The organism is Endozoicomonas sp. ALB032, from assembly GCF_049310125.1.
Taxonomy (GTDB): Bacteria; Pseudomonadota; Gammaproteobacteria; order Pseudomonadales; family Endozoicomonadaceae; genus Endozoicomonas_A.
Map to the genome: position 1 here is coordinate 3,815,147 of NZ_JBLYNW010000001.1, position 17,582 is coordinate 3,832,728.

At 48.8% G+C, this 17,582-nt stretch carries 14 protein-coding genes; 7 read left to right on the forward strand and 7 right to left on the reverse strand.

Annotated features, from left to right (window positions below; genetic code table 11):
* Positions 1-13: 13 nt before the first annotated feature.
* A complete protein-coding gene (locus ACO6VG_RS14390; protein WP_422132952.1) occupies positions 14-2,068 on the reverse strand; it encodes a hypothetical protein in 2,055 nt (684 codons plus the stop codon).
* A gap of 235 nt (positions 2,069-2,303) precedes the next feature.
* Here ACO6VG_RS14390 and ACO6VG_RS14395 point away from each other — a divergent pair, with 235 nt between their 5' ends.
* The 7 genes from ACO6VG_RS14395 (at position 2,304) to ACO6VG_RS14425 (ending at position 9,720) form a co-directional block, all read left to right on the forward strand.
* Complete coding sequence (locus tag ACO6VG_RS14395) at positions 2,304-4,169, forward strand: autotransporter domain-containing protein (protein ID WP_422474432.1); 1,866 nt, start codon at positions 2,304-2,306, stop codon at positions 4,167-4,169.
* 314 nt (positions 4,170-4,483) lie between these two features.
* Entirely contained in the window at positions 4,484-5,026 is a 543-nt protein-coding gene (locus ACO6VG_RS14400) for a GspH/FimT family pseudopilin (protein ID WP_422132954.1), read from the forward strand.
* Positions 5,026-5,571, forward strand: a complete 546-nt coding sequence (pilV, locus tag ACO6VG_RS14405; protein ID WP_422132955.1) for a type IV pilus modification protein PilV — start codon at positions 5,026-5,028, stop codon at positions 5,569-5,571. The genes ACO6VG_RS14400 and pilV (ACO6VG_RS14405) overlap by 1 nt, the downstream gene beginning before the upstream one ends.
* Positions 5,571-6,341: a PilW family protein gene (locus ACO6VG_RS14410; RefSeq protein WP_422132956.1), complete on the forward strand. Its 771-nt coding sequence runs from the start codon at positions 5,571-5,573 to the stop codon at positions 6,339-6,341. Before pilV (ACO6VG_RS14405) ends, ACO6VG_RS14410 begins: the two co-directional genes overlap by 1 nt.
* A gap of 1 nt (position 6,342) precedes the next feature.
* Complete coding sequence (locus tag ACO6VG_RS14415) at positions 6,343-6,804, forward strand: hypothetical protein (protein WP_422474434.1); 462 nt, start codon at positions 6,343-6,345, stop codon at positions 6,802-6,804.
* Between the two features lie 64 nt (positions 6,805-6,868).
* Positions 6,869-9,319, forward strand: a complete 2,451-nt coding sequence (locus ACO6VG_RS14420) for a pilus assembly protein (RefSeq protein WP_422132958.1) — start codon at positions 6,869-6,871, stop codon at positions 9,317-9,319.
* Positions 9,316-9,720 (forward strand): type IV pilin protein, encoded by a 405-nt coding sequence (locus ACO6VG_RS14425; RefSeq protein WP_422132959.1) that lies wholly within the window; start codon positions 9,316-9,318, stop codon positions 9,718-9,720. Before ACO6VG_RS14420 ends, ACO6VG_RS14425 begins: the two co-directional genes overlap by 4 nt.
* Before the next feature lie 11 nt (positions 9,721-9,731).
* On the opposite strand, the gene ACO6VG_RS14430 is transcribed toward ACO6VG_RS14425, so the two are convergent.
* Genes ACO6VG_RS14430 through ACO6VG_RS14455 form a run of 6 tightly spaced genes read right to left on the reverse strand, consistent with a single transcriptional unit; the run spans position 9,732 to position 17,495 of the window.
* Entirely contained in the window at positions 9,732-10,154 is a 423-nt protein-coding gene (locus ACO6VG_RS14430) for a type IV pilin protein (RefSeq protein WP_422132960.1), read from the reverse strand.
* 57 nt (positions 10,155-10,211) lie between these two features.
* Entirely contained in the window at positions 10,212-14,822 is a 4,611-nt protein-coding gene (locus tag ACO6VG_RS14435; protein WP_422132961.1) for a pilus assembly protein, read from the reverse strand.
* A 23-nt stretch (positions 14,823-14,845) separates the two neighbouring features.
* A complete protein-coding gene (locus ACO6VG_RS14440; RefSeq protein ID WP_422132962.1) occupies positions 14,846-15,406 on the reverse strand; it encodes a pilus assembly PilX family protein in 561 nt (186 codons plus the stop codon).
* A gap of 2 nt (positions 15,407-15,408) precedes the next feature.
* Positions 15,409-16,458 carry a PilW family protein gene (locus tag ACO6VG_RS14445; protein WP_422132963.1) on the reverse strand — a complete coding sequence of 350 codons (1,050 nt, stop codon included), beginning with the start codon at positions 16,456-16,458 and terminating at the stop codon, positions 15,409-15,411.
* A 3-nt stretch (positions 16,459-16,461) separates the two neighbouring features.
* Complete coding sequence (gene pilV, locus ACO6VG_RS14450; RefSeq protein WP_422132964.1) at positions 16,462-16,932, reverse strand: type IV pilus modification protein PilV; 471 nt, start codon at positions 16,930-16,932, stop codon at positions 16,462-16,464.
* The gene (locus ACO6VG_RS14455; RefSeq protein ID WP_422132965.1) at positions 16,929-17,495 is read right to left on the reverse strand and encodes a GspH/FimT family pseudopilin; all 567 of its coding nucleotides are present in this window, start codon (positions 17,493-17,495) and stop codon (positions 16,929-16,931) included. Before ACO6VG_RS14455 ends, pilV (ACO6VG_RS14450) begins: the two co-directional genes overlap by 4 nt.
* Positions 17,496-17,582 lie beyond the last annotated feature (87 nt).

Here is a 17,582-nt window from a genome sequence, read left to right on the forward strand (position 1 = left end):
TTGGATAAAGCCATTATTCTGCATCCATAAAGACCAGATAACGTCGTGAATCCAGACCTATTTTTTCGAGATAGGCAAGACTGCAGCTCCGCACTTCTTCAGGGGAATAATCTTTGGATGCCTTGATGTCAGCAGGAACGGGTTCCAGAGGTATATTGTCACGCCGACACTGGTGGATATATTGAAACCAGGCCTGCAAGAATTCATTGACCAGTTGTACCTCTTCAGCTGTTTTCGGACAGCGGAAAAAACGGAATTCCATTGTTGGAAGCGCATTGATGGCAGCTGTTCCGTTGATATGTAATAACGAGATCGCCATGTACTTTTCTGCAGCGCCTGCGAGTGCATCATTTTCTTCACATGGCATACACCTCCATTTCCCGGTCATATGCTGAAAGTCGGTCATCTGAACAAATCGACTGTAAAAACCAGTAAACTGTTTCAGGTTTTCCATTTTTTCTTCATCGGTTGCTCCTTGCAAATTGCTGCTGCAATAATCCCCATCCATTAGTCTCGTATTGTAATGGGCAATCATTTGATTCATCCTGACTATCGCGATATCCTTCAGCTTCTCAAAATCATTGAATGTTTTATGCCATTGCGCCTCGCTATCTGAGACAATCCGTTTTTCATTACCGAAAAATCTGAGTAAATAGGGGTTGTTTTGTAATTCACATTCGATTGCCATGATAATTGCGGGATCACCGCCCGTTGCACTCAACACATCAACATGTTTGTGCCCGGAGCTATAACTGATAACCCTATTGTTGCGCATGAAGTTAATCGCACTAATCACCTTTTTAAAGCAGTCATGGGCTTGTTTATCATCTAAGTGGTATGGCTTGCAGTTTATCTCAAGACACTCAACTGTATCCACAAACGAGGTAATCTCAAAATCACTGTTCAGGGTATACCGCCTCTTGTATGGTTCAATCCAACCAAGGAACTTAAAGCCCTGCTCTTCAAGGTGCTCTCCAAGAGGATACAGGGCTTTACGCCTCGCTTCACTTTTTGAGCCCGATAAAGTGTTAATATAGTATTCGAACTCTTCTCCAAATTTAAGGCATGGACTCATCAATGGGTACTCGCTGCTCCCCACGAATTCAGACTTTTTGGCAAACAGGTTGTCAATAACATGTATATAGCGTCGTTCAAATATTTCTTTCATTATCGATTTGTTGAATGTTTCGCGCAGGTCATCATCGATGCGTAAAACACACGACAACAAATTATTATTGAGACTGTCAGCAGAAGCTTTGGCAATCTCAATAAAATGGGATTCATGTTTGTAAATAAAACCAAATATAGCGATTAGCTCGGAAAACTTGCCGTAATGCGACAGGATAGTTTCAAAAAATTCAAACAGTTCCCTGCGAAGAGCCCAGGGTATACTATCGCAATTCTTCCAGACTGGGATATAACCGGTTTCCGCAAGATAATCAATCAGCATTTCAGAGAGATCATAATTAAGACCTTCATGTTTAAAATAGTTCTCGTTAGATTTTACTCCTTCTGAATGCTCTTGAAATATTTTCTTCAGGACATCACAGATCTCAGTAACCCGTCTGGCTTCGATTGTCTGGTCTGGCAAATATCGATTTTGTTCTCTTGCAAAAAAACCACGGTCTTCCTGGAGGCCCTCCTTGTATAATATAAAACCGATAAAAATATTGAGTGCCTCATCGGTTTTATCATCCTCCTTCGTTTCTTCAATCTGGTTTTCCGGTTCTTTAACGTCAGACTTTTCGATGGTTATTTTTTGATAATGCAATGTTTTGATAAGGTTCTGCAGCGTTTCCCGAAGATGTACAGCTGTGGACAGTGGCGTCAGGTAAATATCATGACCTGAAGCGGATACTGGGCCAGGCCCGTCAAAGAGGGCAAGGTTAGAAACCTTGCGCTGTACAACAGGTTGCTCTGAACCCGTGTAGTGATGTTCGCGATTAGCTGGTAAATAAACCTCTGCCGCGTTGTTGCTGCCAGGCAGTCTGGCAACGCTGTCCTGTAGCGAGTAGGGCTCATTTCCGATGGAGGGGCCATTGAAGGCTCCAGACTGCGATATATTCATATACTTAATCCCTGAAGTATTGTGTTCCTTGAGTATATTTTGACCTTTAAATCCAAAAAAAGTTCAAAGAAAGACAATAAAGACTGATGAGCTAGCTGCTTGAGAAAATCAGGAAAAGTGAGTCGGCGGCATATGCCGATTATTAATGACTGATTGCTAAATTCTGGTCGCAGTGATAAAAATAGCCTCACAATACTGCATATAAAAATCATCACAATAATAATAAGGAAAGAAGATGAAGCGGAAAATTCTATCTGCGGCTGTGGCTGCAGTCGTATCTTTTGGTGCTCAGGCCGAGCAGCCCTTCAGTGACTTTTACGTGTTTGGTGACAGCTTGCTGGATACAGGCAACCTGTCTTATGCGACAAATGATGGCGGAGTCATAGCGACTGAATTGCTGGCTAAGGCCCTGGGATTGGATATTGATACTCTTGCCAATGGCGGTAATAACTATGCAGTCGGGGGCTATCAAACCGCCGATGTTCTGGATTCTATTGTTGGTGGGGTTGCCCTTCAGGATGATGCAAATACTGTTACGGTCAGTGGAGGAAGCAATTTTAATTCTTACTTGATTGATAACCCTTCGGCCTCTGGAAATGCACTTTACTTGCTCGATGGTGGGGGGAATGATTTACGGGGAACATGGTCGAGCGCGCCCGATCAAGCGGCTGCGATTCAGGCATCAGCCCAGAATATGGCTACAGCGGTGGGTGCTCTGAGTGCTGCTGGTGCCAACTATATTATGTTGGCAAATTTGCCTGATATGGGGCGGATTCCCCTTACTCAACTGGCTGCTCTGGCTGATCCGAATCAGGCCACTGGGGCAAGTACTGCTGCTGCTGGTTACAACCAGGCGCTTGAAATTTTTGTCAACCAAACCAGTGCCAATGTCATACCGGTAGATTTTCAGGGTTTTATTGATCTTATTATCAGGGACGCTGATCAATTTGGTTTTGCCTCAGGCGTCGATGCAGCTGTCACCGTCGCTCCAATCGATCAGGTGTATACCTGTTATGACAATGGTGAGGCGGGTACTGGTGCTTCAAGCACATGCTTCGAGCATCCGGTCTATGGGGTTGATGGCACTGCTCCGGACCCTGACAGCCTGATTTTTAATGATTTTTTGCACCCCACCGGCAAAACCCATGCTCTGGCTGCAGATTACATGGCGGATATCATTATAGCCCCCAGAAAAGTGGGGTTGTTACCGCTGATGGGCTTGAGTGCAGCTCGCAGTCAATTCAGTGCAGTTACCAATGAAATGCGTCAGTCCCGCTGGAAGGATGTAAAAAGTGGCTGGTTTATCAGTGGCGCTTCGGGGGCCAATGAGCTGGATGGCGGCTTAAGTCCCGACGATGATCGTTATTCATCCACTGTGGGATTGATCAAAGGCCTGGATGACAACCATTTTTTGGGTATTGCTGTTACTCTGGGACAGAATGAGCTGGACGTCGATGGTTCATCGTTTGAGGCAAACAATTATGGTCTGAATATTCTTTATGGTTATCGTGAAGGTGCCTGGTTTTTAGAAGGTGCACTGGGTTATACCAATATGGACTATGCAGATCTTGCGCGTGATTTCAATATAGGTTCGCAGTCTTATACTGCCAAAGGGGATACCGAAGGCCATGCTGTTGGTCTGGATCTTCTGGCTGGCTATAACCTGCTCGATGAATCGTCTCAGTTTGTTTTTGGTCCCGTTCTCGGATTACAAGCCATTCATGCTTCTGTTAACGGTTATACCGAGAGTGGCGGAGAAATTTCCAATTACAAATGGGGGAATCAATCCACAGAAAGCATGCAGCTGCGTGCCGGTTTTATGGGTAGTATGCAGCTCACGGAGACTATTGCCTTCAACGCCGAGATGTATCATACCGATGAGCAGGAAGGTGGCTTTGAGAGCATTAACGTCACCAATACCAATCTGAATTTTGGGCAGTACAACCTGCCTGGAGCCTATGTGGATGAAGGTGGCTTTGCTACGGCTAATCTGGGCGCCGTTATGGAATTGGGCAATGGCAAGTTGGGGCTGAATTATAACTATAGCGGTCAGGGTGATGGCTCTGAGCTGGTCAGTTTGACGTATTCGGCTGCTTTCTAAGCCGGGACGTGACCTTTTCATAAAAAGAGTCAAACTGGAGCTGGGTTACATCGTCTTTCGATATCCATCAGGAAGCCGGAGGCGGTATCAGCAATCACGAACTGAATTCACAAACCTCGGGCAGAATGTCATGACGACAGATCTTTGGCATTCCCCGGGGAAGCCCTTAATCTCCCGATTCGTGTCAATTCTTTGAAGCCTTTTTATCAGGTGCTATCCGGCTCACACCTGGATAAGCCGCCTGTCATTCCCTGAATCTCTGGTCTTGCTTTTTTTCCTAAAGTTGGAGTGTCATTCAGCAAAGGAAGCAGGTTGTGTTCAGGCATCGCTTCGCAATTACCCGGCCCGGGCTTGTGAAAGGGCTGACCCTTATCGAGATGATGATCACCATTCTTTTGGTCGGCATCATTAGTTCCATAACGGTGTCCCTGGATTCGCTTGTGCAATCGTTTCGATTGGATTTTTACAATCAACGTATTTTCAGTAGTGTGGTGGTGGCTCGCAGTGAGGCGATAAAAAGAGGCGTGAATATCAGTCTCTGTCGAAGCAAAAACGGCACAAGTTGCGATACTTCAGGCAGCAACTGGAAAGCAGGCTGGATGGTTTTCACTAATCCCAACAATAACAGTTCGGTTGATACGGGTGAGGACGTTATCAGGGTATACGGAGAAATTGACAGTGATGTCACGATTAATCTGAATGCCGGTAACACATTGACATTTACCCCCAGGGGCAGCCCTTCAGTGGTGCGAACTATCAGAGTTTGTCCCACGGGAGGATTGGGCACTCCAATTAAAACCGTATCGGTCACAACGACTGGACAAATTCGAAAATCTTCTTCCACAGGTAATTGTTGATGGAAGCACACTTAAAAGCACATACAAAGACGTACAGAAAGGTTCCACAGAGCAAAGAGAAAGGCTTTGGTCTCATAGAAGTGTTGATAAGTGTGGTGATTTTTATGGTAGGCATTCTTGGGATGGCGGGAATGCAGGCTCAGGCCACCAGAGCAACTCAAGACAGCCTGCAACGTTCTCAGGCGCTCTGGCTGGCGAATGAGATGTCTGAACGTATGAAGGTGAATGTTCAGGGGGTGCAGTCAGGCCGTTACCAGAGTAGAGCCCAGACCGCCAGCAGTAATCTCTCATCCTATTGTGCCGGGCCTGCTCCCAGACAATGCCTTGCCAACACCTGCACGGCTGATGAAATGGCTGATTTTGATGTTCATGATCTCATGTGCCGAAATGCCAGACTATCCGACCAGCAGATGACTGTCAGCTGTTCAGCCAGCCCCTGTAATTCTGGTGCAACGGTGTCGATAACCCTTGAATGGGAAGCCAGAGGCGGCATTGGTAGTTTGTTTCTGGCTCAGAAATCACTGACTCTGAAATATCTACGGTAATGATCAGAAAATCCTTATTCCGACAGCAAGGGTTGTCGCTGATTGAACTGATGCTGGCGCTTGTGATCGGTTTGTTAGTCAGCAGCACCTTTTTAAAACTGATGTTGAACAGCAGTCGTTCTACCTATTTCCAGGAAGATCTTGCCCTGGCCCAGGAAAATGGGCGGCATACACTGTATCTGCTGGGTCGTGCTCTAAGACAGGCAGGCTACAGCGATGAAGTGAATAGTCTGGTGCTGCCATTCTTTACTGGCAGATGTGGCAGCGCGGCACAATGTACATTTGATGGTGGCGGTAACAACAGTGATCAGGTGGCTGTCCAGTTTCTACCTCAGAACAGTGAAGATTGTGCGGGTAACACCGTTCCGGCGAATGAGCTGACGGCCAATGTTTACTATGTGGCTCCTGATCCGGCTAATAACAATATTGATACTCTGTTCTGCCGGGGCTACAACCCGGCAAACTCTATAGCCAGAGGTGCAGCCAGGGCTGTGATCAGTGGTGTTGAACGTCTCCAGGCTCTTTATGGCGTTACCCATAACAATACGAATAATGTACATCAGTATCTGTCGGCCAGTACGGTCAGTGACTGGCGGGATGTCAGAAGTATCAGATTGGGCATACTTGTGAATTCTGGTCAGCAGGCTCGCTCATTTGAACAGCGAACGCGGACGTACAACATTCTGGACAGTAATACTTTGACCTTTAACGATGGACGCCCCCGATATGTCTTTACCACAGCCTATAAACTTAACAACGCCGGATTCTAGTATGAGATCTATTCACAGAGCCAGGCAACAGGGTGCGATCATGCTTATGACCATGATCATTATGCTGGTGCTGCTATTTTCGAGTTTGTTTGTCATGGAAATGGCTATTTTTGAAGAAATGGCGGTCAGCAATGAACAGAAAGGATTACAGGTCTATCAGGTAGCGTACAGTGAGTTGGATGGACAATATAAATACCTTATCGACAACCCCAGTGTTTTACTGGATGCCAAGGCCAGTAATGTCAGCCTGACCATTGTACAGGACCAGACAGGTTGCCCTAACTCGACTCAAATCTGCCAGACTGCCACTCTCCGATATATCGGTGAGGTACCACCGCCTCCGGGCTACAGCCTGGGCAAATACATGGGGCTGATGTTCGAAATTGATAGTGTCGCTACTTTGCTCAAGGCAGGCGCACAATCCAGTCAGACCCTGGGCTTTATCTATGTGAACACACTTTGAATCAATCTGAAGGCTTTGCTGCCGATGGAGAAGTAAGAGCGCGTGACGGAGGATTTCCCCTTTAATGCATCATCTACTTCTTACATTACTTCTCAGTCTGTTTTGGCTGTCAAAGGTAAAGTCCGACGACACAGATCTTCTGATCAATGCATACAATAACAGTCAGACCGATACCCTGGGGTTTGCGGCACCCGGATCGGTCAGTGATGCTGCAAACGCTCTCCAAAGCTCTGATGAACTCTATTATATCGTGCTGCGGACTGAGAATGGCCCCAGCTGGCGCGGCAACCTCAAGCGTTACCGGTTGGGTTCGGATAATCAGGTTTATGATGCCAATGGTAATTTGGCTATCAATTCATCCACCGGATTTTTTGGCGGCGTTTCCAAAAGCTTTTGGGGAAATACTTATGATGGTGGCTCTGTTAGTGAAGGGGGGATGGCTGCCCATCTGAGTCAAAATCGGCTGGTGGTTTCCAATATTATCACTGGTAACAATCTCATCCTGAGTGCTTCGGGTAATCGTGTCAGTGAGAATAATTCAAGGATTACCACCGGGCTTCTGGCTTTGTCCGGGAGTGGGTCGGCAACGAACCGCACCAATGTTCTCAAGTGGGCCAGAGGGGTTGATGTTGACGACGAAGACAGGGACGGTTCCATTACGGACAATCGAACCAGTATTGGTGATCCACTTCATACCCAGCCAAAAGTGATCACCTATTATAAGAACAGTGTTGGCTCAGTGGTGGATCGAACTGTCTATTTCACCACCAACGACGGCTTTTTACACGGTGTAAATACCGCTAATGGCAGCACCGAGTTCTCATTTATTCCTAAAGAGTTGCTCGTTAACCTTAAACTCTACAAAGATAATCTGGTAGGGGGGGGGGACCACTATAGCGGCCCATCTTCCGATGCGGGTTGTGTCTGGGACTACCGAATACCCGGTAAATGCATTCCCGAGTATTGGTGCAGTTATCAGTATCGATTTTTAGATCTTCATCATACACAGAGTTGCCGTCTTAAAAATAGCATACCAAAGTCGGACGGTGACTGTTACTATAATTATTCTCTTTCTGTGCCCCCGGGAACCTGTTTAGAGCCTGAGTTTTGTGAGTATCGCTATAAGTTTGGTGATGTCCCCCTTGATAAGAGCTGCAGGCTCAGGAGCACCCCTCAGATACCGCCTCCCCCTGTGACTAAGCCGGCCAAGCCCTACGGCATGGATGGCCCTATGACGGTATGGATAAATGATGCCAACGGTGATGGCGATGTGCTTCAGACTAATAATGGCAGTCCCGATTCTGGAGAGCATGTCTATCTTTATCTCACCATGAGGCGCGGCGGCAGTAATATCTACGCTCTTGATGTTACTGAAAGGAACAGTCCGGTATTGAAATGGGTGATTCGAGGGGACCAGGACAGGGACAATCAGGCAGATAGCATTGCAAATAACCCTGATTTTCCTGAATTGGGCCAGACCTGGTCAGCCCCAACGCTGGCAAAGGTTCGTTTTAATGGTTCTGACAGACAAGTGCTGTTATTTGGTGCTGGCTACGATCAGGATACTGATGAACAGACGACGATCGGCAATAATGACATCGGCCGGGCCATCTATATGGTGGATGCCGAAACAGGCCAGAAGCTCTGGTCTGCCGGTAACAGCGGTACCAACCTGAACCTGTCGGATATGGATTACAGTATTCCTGCTGATCTTGCGGTCATTGACATCGACAACGATGGGCTGACGGATTACTTTTTTGCGGTGGACATTGGCGGTCAGGTCTGGCGATTCGATGTTAACCAGAATAACAGCGGAGCCTCGAACTTCGCCACGGGAGGGCGAATTGCCAACTTCTCTGGCAGCTCCAGTGCCGATGCCCGACGGTTTTATGAAAGGCCGGATGTTTCGCTGTCAAGATCGGTTGATCATTTGAACATTGTCGTAGGCAGTGGTTTCAGGGCGAAACCTCTGGGGACTCAGGTCAATGATCGGCTTTATGTATTCAGGGATCCCAACATTTACGACGCTCCTGCCAGTTATAACTACAACAATGGTTCAGTCATTGATGAATCAGCGCTCTACGATGCCACGGCCAACCTTGTACAGCAGGGGAATGGGGTTCAGCGGGCAACGGCCCGCAGTTCTTTGGGTAGCTTGAAAGGCTGGTATATCCGCTTTGAGGTGTCTGGAGAAAAGCTGCTGGGCAGGCCCACTGTGTTCAATAATGTCCTGACCCTGACTACCTACGCGCCTGGTAGTGGGGGTAGCAGCTTTCTCTATGTGTTGAACATTGATAATGCCAGTGCAGTAGTTGATCTTGATGGCAATAGTCAGGTTGTTAAAGGCGACCGCAAGAGAGAGCTACGATATGATATCCTGACGCCAGCGCCCGTCATTCTTAACCGTAGCAGTCAAGGCGCAGATATCTGTGTGGGTGGGGAGTGTTTTCAGGATATTCTCAGGGAAGCGGGTTCGATACCTTTCCACAAAACGTTCTGGAGGGAAAAACAGTGAGAAAGGTAAAGGGATTTACACTACTGGAAATTATTATCGTGGTGGCCATCATCGGTATTCTCGCCGCAATCATTGTCCCGTCGTATAACGAACATGTGATGCATTCCCGACGCAGCGAAGGCATATCGTCCCTTTTGACGATTATGCAGCAGCAGGAACGCTATTTTACCGAACAACTGGCTTATACTACTGATCTCTCAAAATTGGGCTACGCCATCAATGGTGCCAATGAAGTGGTGTCCGAGAATGGTCATTACTTAATCAGTGCAGCTGCGTGTTCTTCTATGACTATTTCACAGTGTGTATTACTGACTGCGACCCCTCAGGGTGTTCAGGCCCCGGACGGTAACCTGACTATCAATAGTCGTGGTACACGAACGCCACTCGGTTCCTGGCAATAGCTCTTTCCGGTTCACCAACATTCTGAAAACGCTGTCCCGGCACTGTCAAAACCGGCTTTGACCCCAAGTTGATTTAAGGTGATGGTTCGACAGTCTGCATCTTCAAATTGGTTGCTGCTGCTGTTTGCTGTGGCTGTCAGGGTATAGGTGGTATTGGTGGCCGTTACGGCGATGGTGTAGTGCCCGTCCGGAGAAGTAGCTCCACCAAGATTGTTGATATCAGTGGTATAAGCATTGTCGTAGGTGTAGAATTTCTCCTGTTCTGCGGCCGCCGTCGTCAGGGCGATATGGGCGTCTGTCCTGCGACTTTCAAAGACATATTGCTGATAGGATGGAATGGCAACCGCGACAATAATGCCGATGATAGCAACGACGATCATCAGCTCGATCAGACTGAATCCATTGCCTATAGTAGGCACTGGCTCGTTATCCATAACTCAGCTCCTTAGAATTATTTCTTCTGGCACATGGCCGTTTACGCTATAGCCTTCCTACTTGGGGATATTAAATATCTGTCGCCAGGATTGTCGGCCATCATCTGTCAGTGTGTATTCCAGATTGGTGCTGGAAATATTACCGGCACCGCCCTGAATAATAATGCTGGTTTTGCCGTCACTGCCCTGGTGGACTACCGGAGCCGGTGCCAGGCCTGCTCCCAGGCTGATTTTCTTTTCCGATACCGTATCGTCAGTAAAACCACCCGCAGTCAGCACTTGCTGGATACTGGCGGGTATTGCCGTGCCTGTCTGATAGTGCAGAGCATTCAGAAAGCTGGTGCCATCCACCAGACACTGATCAGCAGGTGGTTGGTATTCGGTGAACAGCAGCAGGGCAAAAGCATTAGCCGGTGAGCTAACACTTTTACCGCTGGGATTTTTGCCGTCATGGATCAGTCGGTTTTTCCAACCGGCTTCGGTGGTCAGGCTGTTGCGCAGGGACTCAAAGTTACTCACTGTCGTGCCCGGCGATACGGTAAAGCCGGATTTCAGGTCACCATCGGCTTCCACTTGAATATCCGTCGTATCAATCAGGCTGCTGAAGGGCAGCGTGCCATAAGAGAACACACCACTGAGCTTGGGTTCTTTAACACCAAAAAAGAACTCCTGCTGAGTATTCTGACTGTCTGCCCGGGTCAACTCACGACCAGTACCGACAAAGACCCAGCGCTCATTATCGCTGTTGGTCACTGCCGTGGGACGGGCGCTAACAGGGCGCTGTGGGCGGGTTAAGGTGCCCAGTGTCCAGTTTGCAGCCAGAGGGTCTGCCAGGTTGATCCTTAGCAGTTCGCCACTGAGATTGCCTGCGGTTTCTACACTGCCAAAGTAGATGGCATCGTCATAGTAGTCCTGATCCCAGTCCACGGTGGCCATGTTGCCGGCATAAGCCTGTGCGATACCACTGTCCATTGGGTTAAAAGCGCTGAGAAAGTTTTTGCTCTTTAGATCATAGACAAACACTTTCATATTCTGGTCACTGGTAGCATCGCCCAGAGCTTGTCGTATACCGCTGGGCCCTGTGCCTGTCGGACCTGAGCCAAAGGCCAGGTACCAGTTGTTTTCGGTGGGGAAATTATAGTCTCCGGAAGCATTGGGTTTTCGCCGTTGTACCACCACGGGTCGGCCCGTGGTAAAGCCCAACTCCGGATGAGTAATTTCTGCCAGCAGTTTCGGAGGCTTTTCCGGGTTAGTAATATCCAGCATGACGTAGGCAGAACGCATTGTCCGGGTTGTACTGTTGACTGAAACGCCAATGGGTCCTCCACCCAGCCGCATGCCCATGAGCAGCACTGTTCCCCAGCCCTTTGGGTGGTCCGCATCCGGGGTGAAAATATTGGCATCAAAAATCAAAGGTTCGCCATCCATGTAATAAACATGGGGATAATCCGGTTCTGACAGCCAGCGAAGATGGGGCAATAAATTCATCGGTGTGTACGCCCAGAGTTCTCCACCCAGGGGGTGCTGAGTTTCTGAGGGATCATGATTCAGGTCAAAGCGCTGATTGTCTTTGTCCCAGAAACCGGCATTGAAGGCATGGATCATGCCATCGTTGGCACCCAGATACACGACCTGGCGGCGGTTTTCGTAGTGTTTCTGAAAATCGATAAAGGTTGCGTCGTTGCCGTTGAAGGGTTTGCTGTCAGAGTAATACCCTTCCGGTTTGGACACGGCGACGGGATTGGAGTGAATGATGTCGCCCAGTCGCCATACTTCCAGGTCGCCATCATTGTCGATGTCCACAGAACGGGAGCGATAATCCGTCTGGTCTTCGCCACGAATGAATTTAACCAGCTTATCCGATTCTGCTGCGTTCACACCTAAATAGTCACCGTTGCTGCCTGTGAAGGTGGCAGAGACAAAAGGCTGTTCCTCACCGGCATCGACACGGCCATTATTATTGGCATCCAGCCAGGTCAGGATATGACGGCCAGTGTTGGTCAGCGCCGTATAGTTTCTTTGACTGGTAATATTGTTGATTTCCGTCAAGCGTTCACGAGCGTCCCAGACAGGTGCCAGTGAGGTCAAATCGGCGGTACTGCCATCAGGCGTCAGTGTTACACCATTATCGGAAGAGGTATAACGTTGAATAACAGTAGAACTACTGGCGGGGTCAAAAGACAAGGTCACAATCTGGTCAGTCGAATAGTCATCCAGTGTCCGGTTACCATTGGAGTCTTCCCGGAAGTGACCTTTGGTATCAACAAATAAACTGTGAAGCAGTCCGACCCAACTGATTTCAATGTTCCTGACCGTTATTTTGGGGCGGAATAGCCCCTGAATGACCGAGCCTGCACCGCTGGCACTGTTAGAAACCAACGCGGCACTGGCACCGGAAGATATACGGCTGGCGATGTCCTTAAAAACCAGCTCCAGCTGGGTTCGTAACAAAGATGGATTGCTCGCCAGAAAAAAATTGTCGGGAATATTGTCGGCGCCCAGTTCACCTGTTGCGTTATTTCTGATATCCCACTCTCTGGAATCATTGTCAGGCACTCCATCACCATTGGCATCATGATTGGGTGTACCATCATTATCCAGATCGTTGAAGCCCCCATACTTTGCTGCCAGCCTCAGTGGTTTGGGCAAAATACCGGACGCAGTGCCAGTTGCCACATAGGTTTGAGTCTCTGGCGTTCCGGGACCCTGGGCTGCTCCACCACCGGGGCCCGCCGCGTAGGGTGACGCTATACCATCATTATTGGTACCAAAAATACTGTGGGAAAAAGAGTAGTTTCCGTTAGAAAACTTCCCTTCGAAGCGGGAACTGACCTGAATCTGATTGCCGGTGATGGCGGGTGAGCAGGCATTGCCAAGGCAATATTCAATACTGGAGCTGGCGTCATAATCATTGTCACAGCCTTCCTGACAATCTTCCCAGATAAACGTGTATTTTCCTTTTTTGCCGTCTGCCGTCTGCTCATCGACCACAAGGTCACGGAAAGAGCCGCTGGAAGTGATCGGTTGGAAGCTGACCGTCTTGTTGTTGACATTGGCGCTCAGGGAGGGAAGGCTGTCAGCCAGTTGAATGGTATAGGTTTTAATATTCTGGATACCATCAAGATCGGTTCTCAGGTCTGTTGTTTGAGCGTGATAAGCCAGACCCGCAACTGCGTAACCCCCTTCTTTGTCCGGAGCTTCAGGACAGATACCGACGGCATCTGAAAGATTGGACAGGGACTTTGCTGTGCAACGGTTGTTACTGCCACCGTAATAATAATTACCCGAGAGGTTGCCATTGTATTCAATGTCACCGAGATCGTCGGTTAGGTTAATCAGGTCATTGATATTACTCAGACCTGTGACATCAGAGATGCTATTGTCTAAATCATCCAGGTCATACACGTTGGTGCCACTGGATATAAGAATGATGGCACAGCTGGCGCAGTCATTGGCCTGGCTCATAGGTGTCACCCAGGCTTCATTGGTCATGCCTCGTCCGGCATCTGAGGTGCTGAAGTCAGAAGAACCTGCGTTGCTTCCCGAGAAATACCTGATGGCCTCAAGATAAATTTCTGAAATCGGGTTACGCCATGCAGTCAAACCAATGGCATCGATATTGTGAATAATACCCTGAACGCTGGTATTAAAGGTGCCATTGGATAGATTGATCTCATCATCATTTGGGTCGGTATTACCTGCAAACTGTCTGATATTGCGCCGCAACAGACCGCCTGAGCTGTTGCGGCCATAACTTCCGGTAATAAGACCAAATTGAATCTGATTTTCTTCGCCATAGCCTTGGAGCAGGCCAACGGGCTTGGGAACACCGCTGGAGTACTGTTTGCAACGCCCGGTATTATTGCCATCTTTGCCCGAGACACAAGCTTCTACCTGGACAGTGTGGGTCGCCAGTTCAGCACTTCTGGCAGGACTGAATGCATTTCCCCACTGACATTGGTTGATTTCTGTAGTGGCCCAGCGAGGAAACTGACCCGCTGCGATTCTCAGTGACGGTGCTCCAGCCCAGAGACTGCAAAAAGAAACCGGTGATGAATACGGAGTGTATTTATCAATGTCTGCACCGGAATAAACTTTGGCAAAAGCACCACTGAGGTTTGTAGAGAGGGAAGACCTTCTAAGCACTGTCTGTGTGGCAGAGTCCGTTGACCGATGTCCACCGTAGAGAATGACTCTCAGTATTTCCATTCTGGACATGGACACCCAGTTCATAAAGTTACCACTCCATGGGGCTGAGGCGTCCTGGCAAAAATGTTGATTGCTACCCGTTGCTGGCAATACGGGTTGGTACATCTTGTCCGAGCTGCTGTATGCGTAGCACCAGTTACTGTCAAAGTAACCGATGTAATCAAAGTCGTCCTTATAAGTTGAATCGATCAGGCCGTCGTCATCGAGATCGGTGTAGTCTGAATAAGCTCTTTGAAAGAGCTGTTGATCCACCGGCATCGCCAGCATAACAAGAGGCGGTGAAAAGGTGCTGCCCTGGTTGGGCTTTGCAGCGTAGTCCGAGGCGGCTGCGATGGCCTGTTGCAGGAAAAGGGGCTGGAGCAGGAATGTCAATAAACAGATTTTTAGCGAAAACAGAGATAAAGGCTGTTTTCTGGCTGCAAAAAGCGCAGACGGACTGATCCCTTTTAACACGAACACTGTGAAATCCTTTTTCTTCTGGTTCACCGTTTGTAGGTGGACTGCAACATGACCTGACTATTGAGGTTATCGACCGAAGAAAGCACGGTTACACGGTAAAGCTTTGACCAGTCGGAAGGGTTGGCGGGGTTGGGAGTGACCCCAAACAAGACTCTTGGAATGTAGCAGAGGAATTCCACTGTATAGCGGGCTGAGGTTCCTGAAGGCACACTGGTGGCAACAATGGTTTTGCTGGCATCGGCCCAGAGGGCGGCACTTTCCCAGGGGCTGGCATTCCCGGCCCTACAGCTGATAATGCTGTTACGGTCAGAGCCATTGAAGCAGAGGCCATTACTGCAATCGCTGGCGAACGTGTTGATATCGTTGCAACTGCTCTGGCTTTTGATACAGCGTTCGGCCTCCAGCAGTGCGGTTTCGGCAGCGATAAAAGCGGTCTGATGAGTCCGGTAGCTGGCTGACATTCTTTGCTCAAGGCTTGAGAATTGAACCGCCGTCAGAGTCGCCATCACCATGAGTGTAAAAAAAATCATGGTGTAGAGCAGAGCGGTTCCGTCTTCATCGCGACGTCGTCTGATATGACTCATGATTATCCACTGTTTCTCAGGGCCATGGTCATGACATATTCCTTGCGTAAGAAGCGATCCGACTGAGTGACTTGTTGACCATCGAAAAGATAGGTTCTCGGGGGCGCAGGCGGAGGTGCTGGAACAGGGAGGATTTCGGTTTCACTGCGCGTCAGCAGATGAATTCGGATGGCGGTGGTTTGCAGCCAGTCAGCATGGCGAAAACTGCGATCACCGGCGCTGATATAGCGATTAGTGACCCCGTCGTTATCTGTGTCGAGGCCGTAATGAATTCGAATATCCTCAATGCCGTCCACTATGGCCAGTGCTGAGGCATTGCCTGCTTCTTTTCGGAACAGGGTAGGCAGGCCGTTATCCGGTTTCACAAAATAACCCACAGATTCCAGAGGCTTCAAATAACCGGGATTGAATGACAGAGCGCCGGAAGGCGTCGAGCCGTCATAGCAACGAAAACTGCCCTTGAGTTGAGCGACACAATTCTTGAAATCGCCGACACCGCTGGTGGTATGGGTTAAGGTACTGCCGCCGATGGAACTCAGGGCTATCAGGGCTACCTGAGAGCAGTCCTGACGGGTTATCACTGCAGCACCGCCGACCGGCAGGGTCGAACCGATGTTGCGGTCCAGTGTCAGGGTGGATGTGGATGTGTCATGGTTGGTTATAGCAAAAACAGTGTCGGGATTGGCTTTGAAGATCAACAGGCTTTCCGAAGTGGCCTGAGCGTCCATCTTTGACCGCGTGTCAGAAAGATTCATTCCCTGTGTCGGTTGTTCAGCAGTGAGCCATTCATGGGGAGCACTGTTTTGAAGCAGAGCATTACCGATTGCAGCATCGGTATTACAGCCTGTGTAGCCAGCGACACGGACGTCATTGGATATGGAGCTGACAGCAATTCTGGCCGCTTCCTGCATTAGCCCCAACTGAAAGTTCAAGCGATTGGAGTTATTGCTGCTAAGAAAGGCCTGAGTGACCGAAGTAATGATGAAAATACCCAATAACATCGAAATCATCAGTTCAATCAGGCTGAGTCCCTTCTGCTTGGAACTATTCATGTTTTATAGCGTGCTCCTCAGAATCACCTGACGGCGGGGCTGCTGACCTTTGCTGTCATCAAAGAAAATCGTGATGGTGTAGTTCCGACCCTCTGGTGTATCGGTTTTGACAATTGAGCCATCTGAATCGGGGAGCTGAGTGTCGAGAATGAACTTCCACTGTGCTACGTCGTAGCGGGCCAGCTCTGCAGGTGTGCAATCTGCTGTGTCGCAATCATCGGGATAGGCTGCGGGCACATTGCCGACACTGGCAGAATAACCGGGCCCATTCAGGCCATAGACCGGGTTGGCTTTGATCCTGTCGAGCATGTCGTAAGCAAGAATGTTGGACAGAGAGTTGAAGTAGGCAATATTGTTGTAACTGATGCTTCGGGTTTGTAAAGCAGCCATTCCCAAAAGGCCAGAAGCCAGAATGACCACTGTGATCAGAACTTCCACCAGGGTCATTCCTGCCTGAGAGCGCTTTGAACTCATGGACAGACCACCGAGTCCGTTGAGCGCACCCGGCCAGACAGGTTAATGGTGATGCCCCTGGCAACCTTGGATGTTGTCAGATTGTCGCAAATGAGAAAATTGCCTGAACTGGTGTTATTGACAGTGCCATCTCCCTCAAACACGATTGGAGTGTTGTTACTCCAGGTGATTGAGGCGATGGAATCTGTTGTCTGGGAACGTCTCAAGGTATCGACTCCTGAATCAAATAGGCCGTTACTGTTTTCATCGGTGAAAATGATCCAGCCTTGACTCCAGAGGGTTGGGTCTGCTGCGCAGGTGACTCCGTCAGTGGATGCACAGGCGATGGTATCGTTGCCGGTTTTAACGGCTTCACTGCGGGTGTAAAGCAGGTTTGACAGCAGGTTTTGCTGAATGTTTGAGAAACGGATGGAGTTAGACATTTCTCTCAGTTGTGGCAGTCCCATGGCAACAATAATCGCAGCGATCAACAGAGTGATCATCAGTTCAATTAATGAAAATCCTTGTTCTCCAGGCTCAGGGCTGTTTATTGCTCTGGCTTTATCATTGTTTGACTGCTCCATCACATCTGACCGGTTTTTAGCGCTTCTCTGATTAGTTTAGAAGTGCGTTTTCGTGATCTGTGTATAGGGTCAGAGAACCTGTAGAAT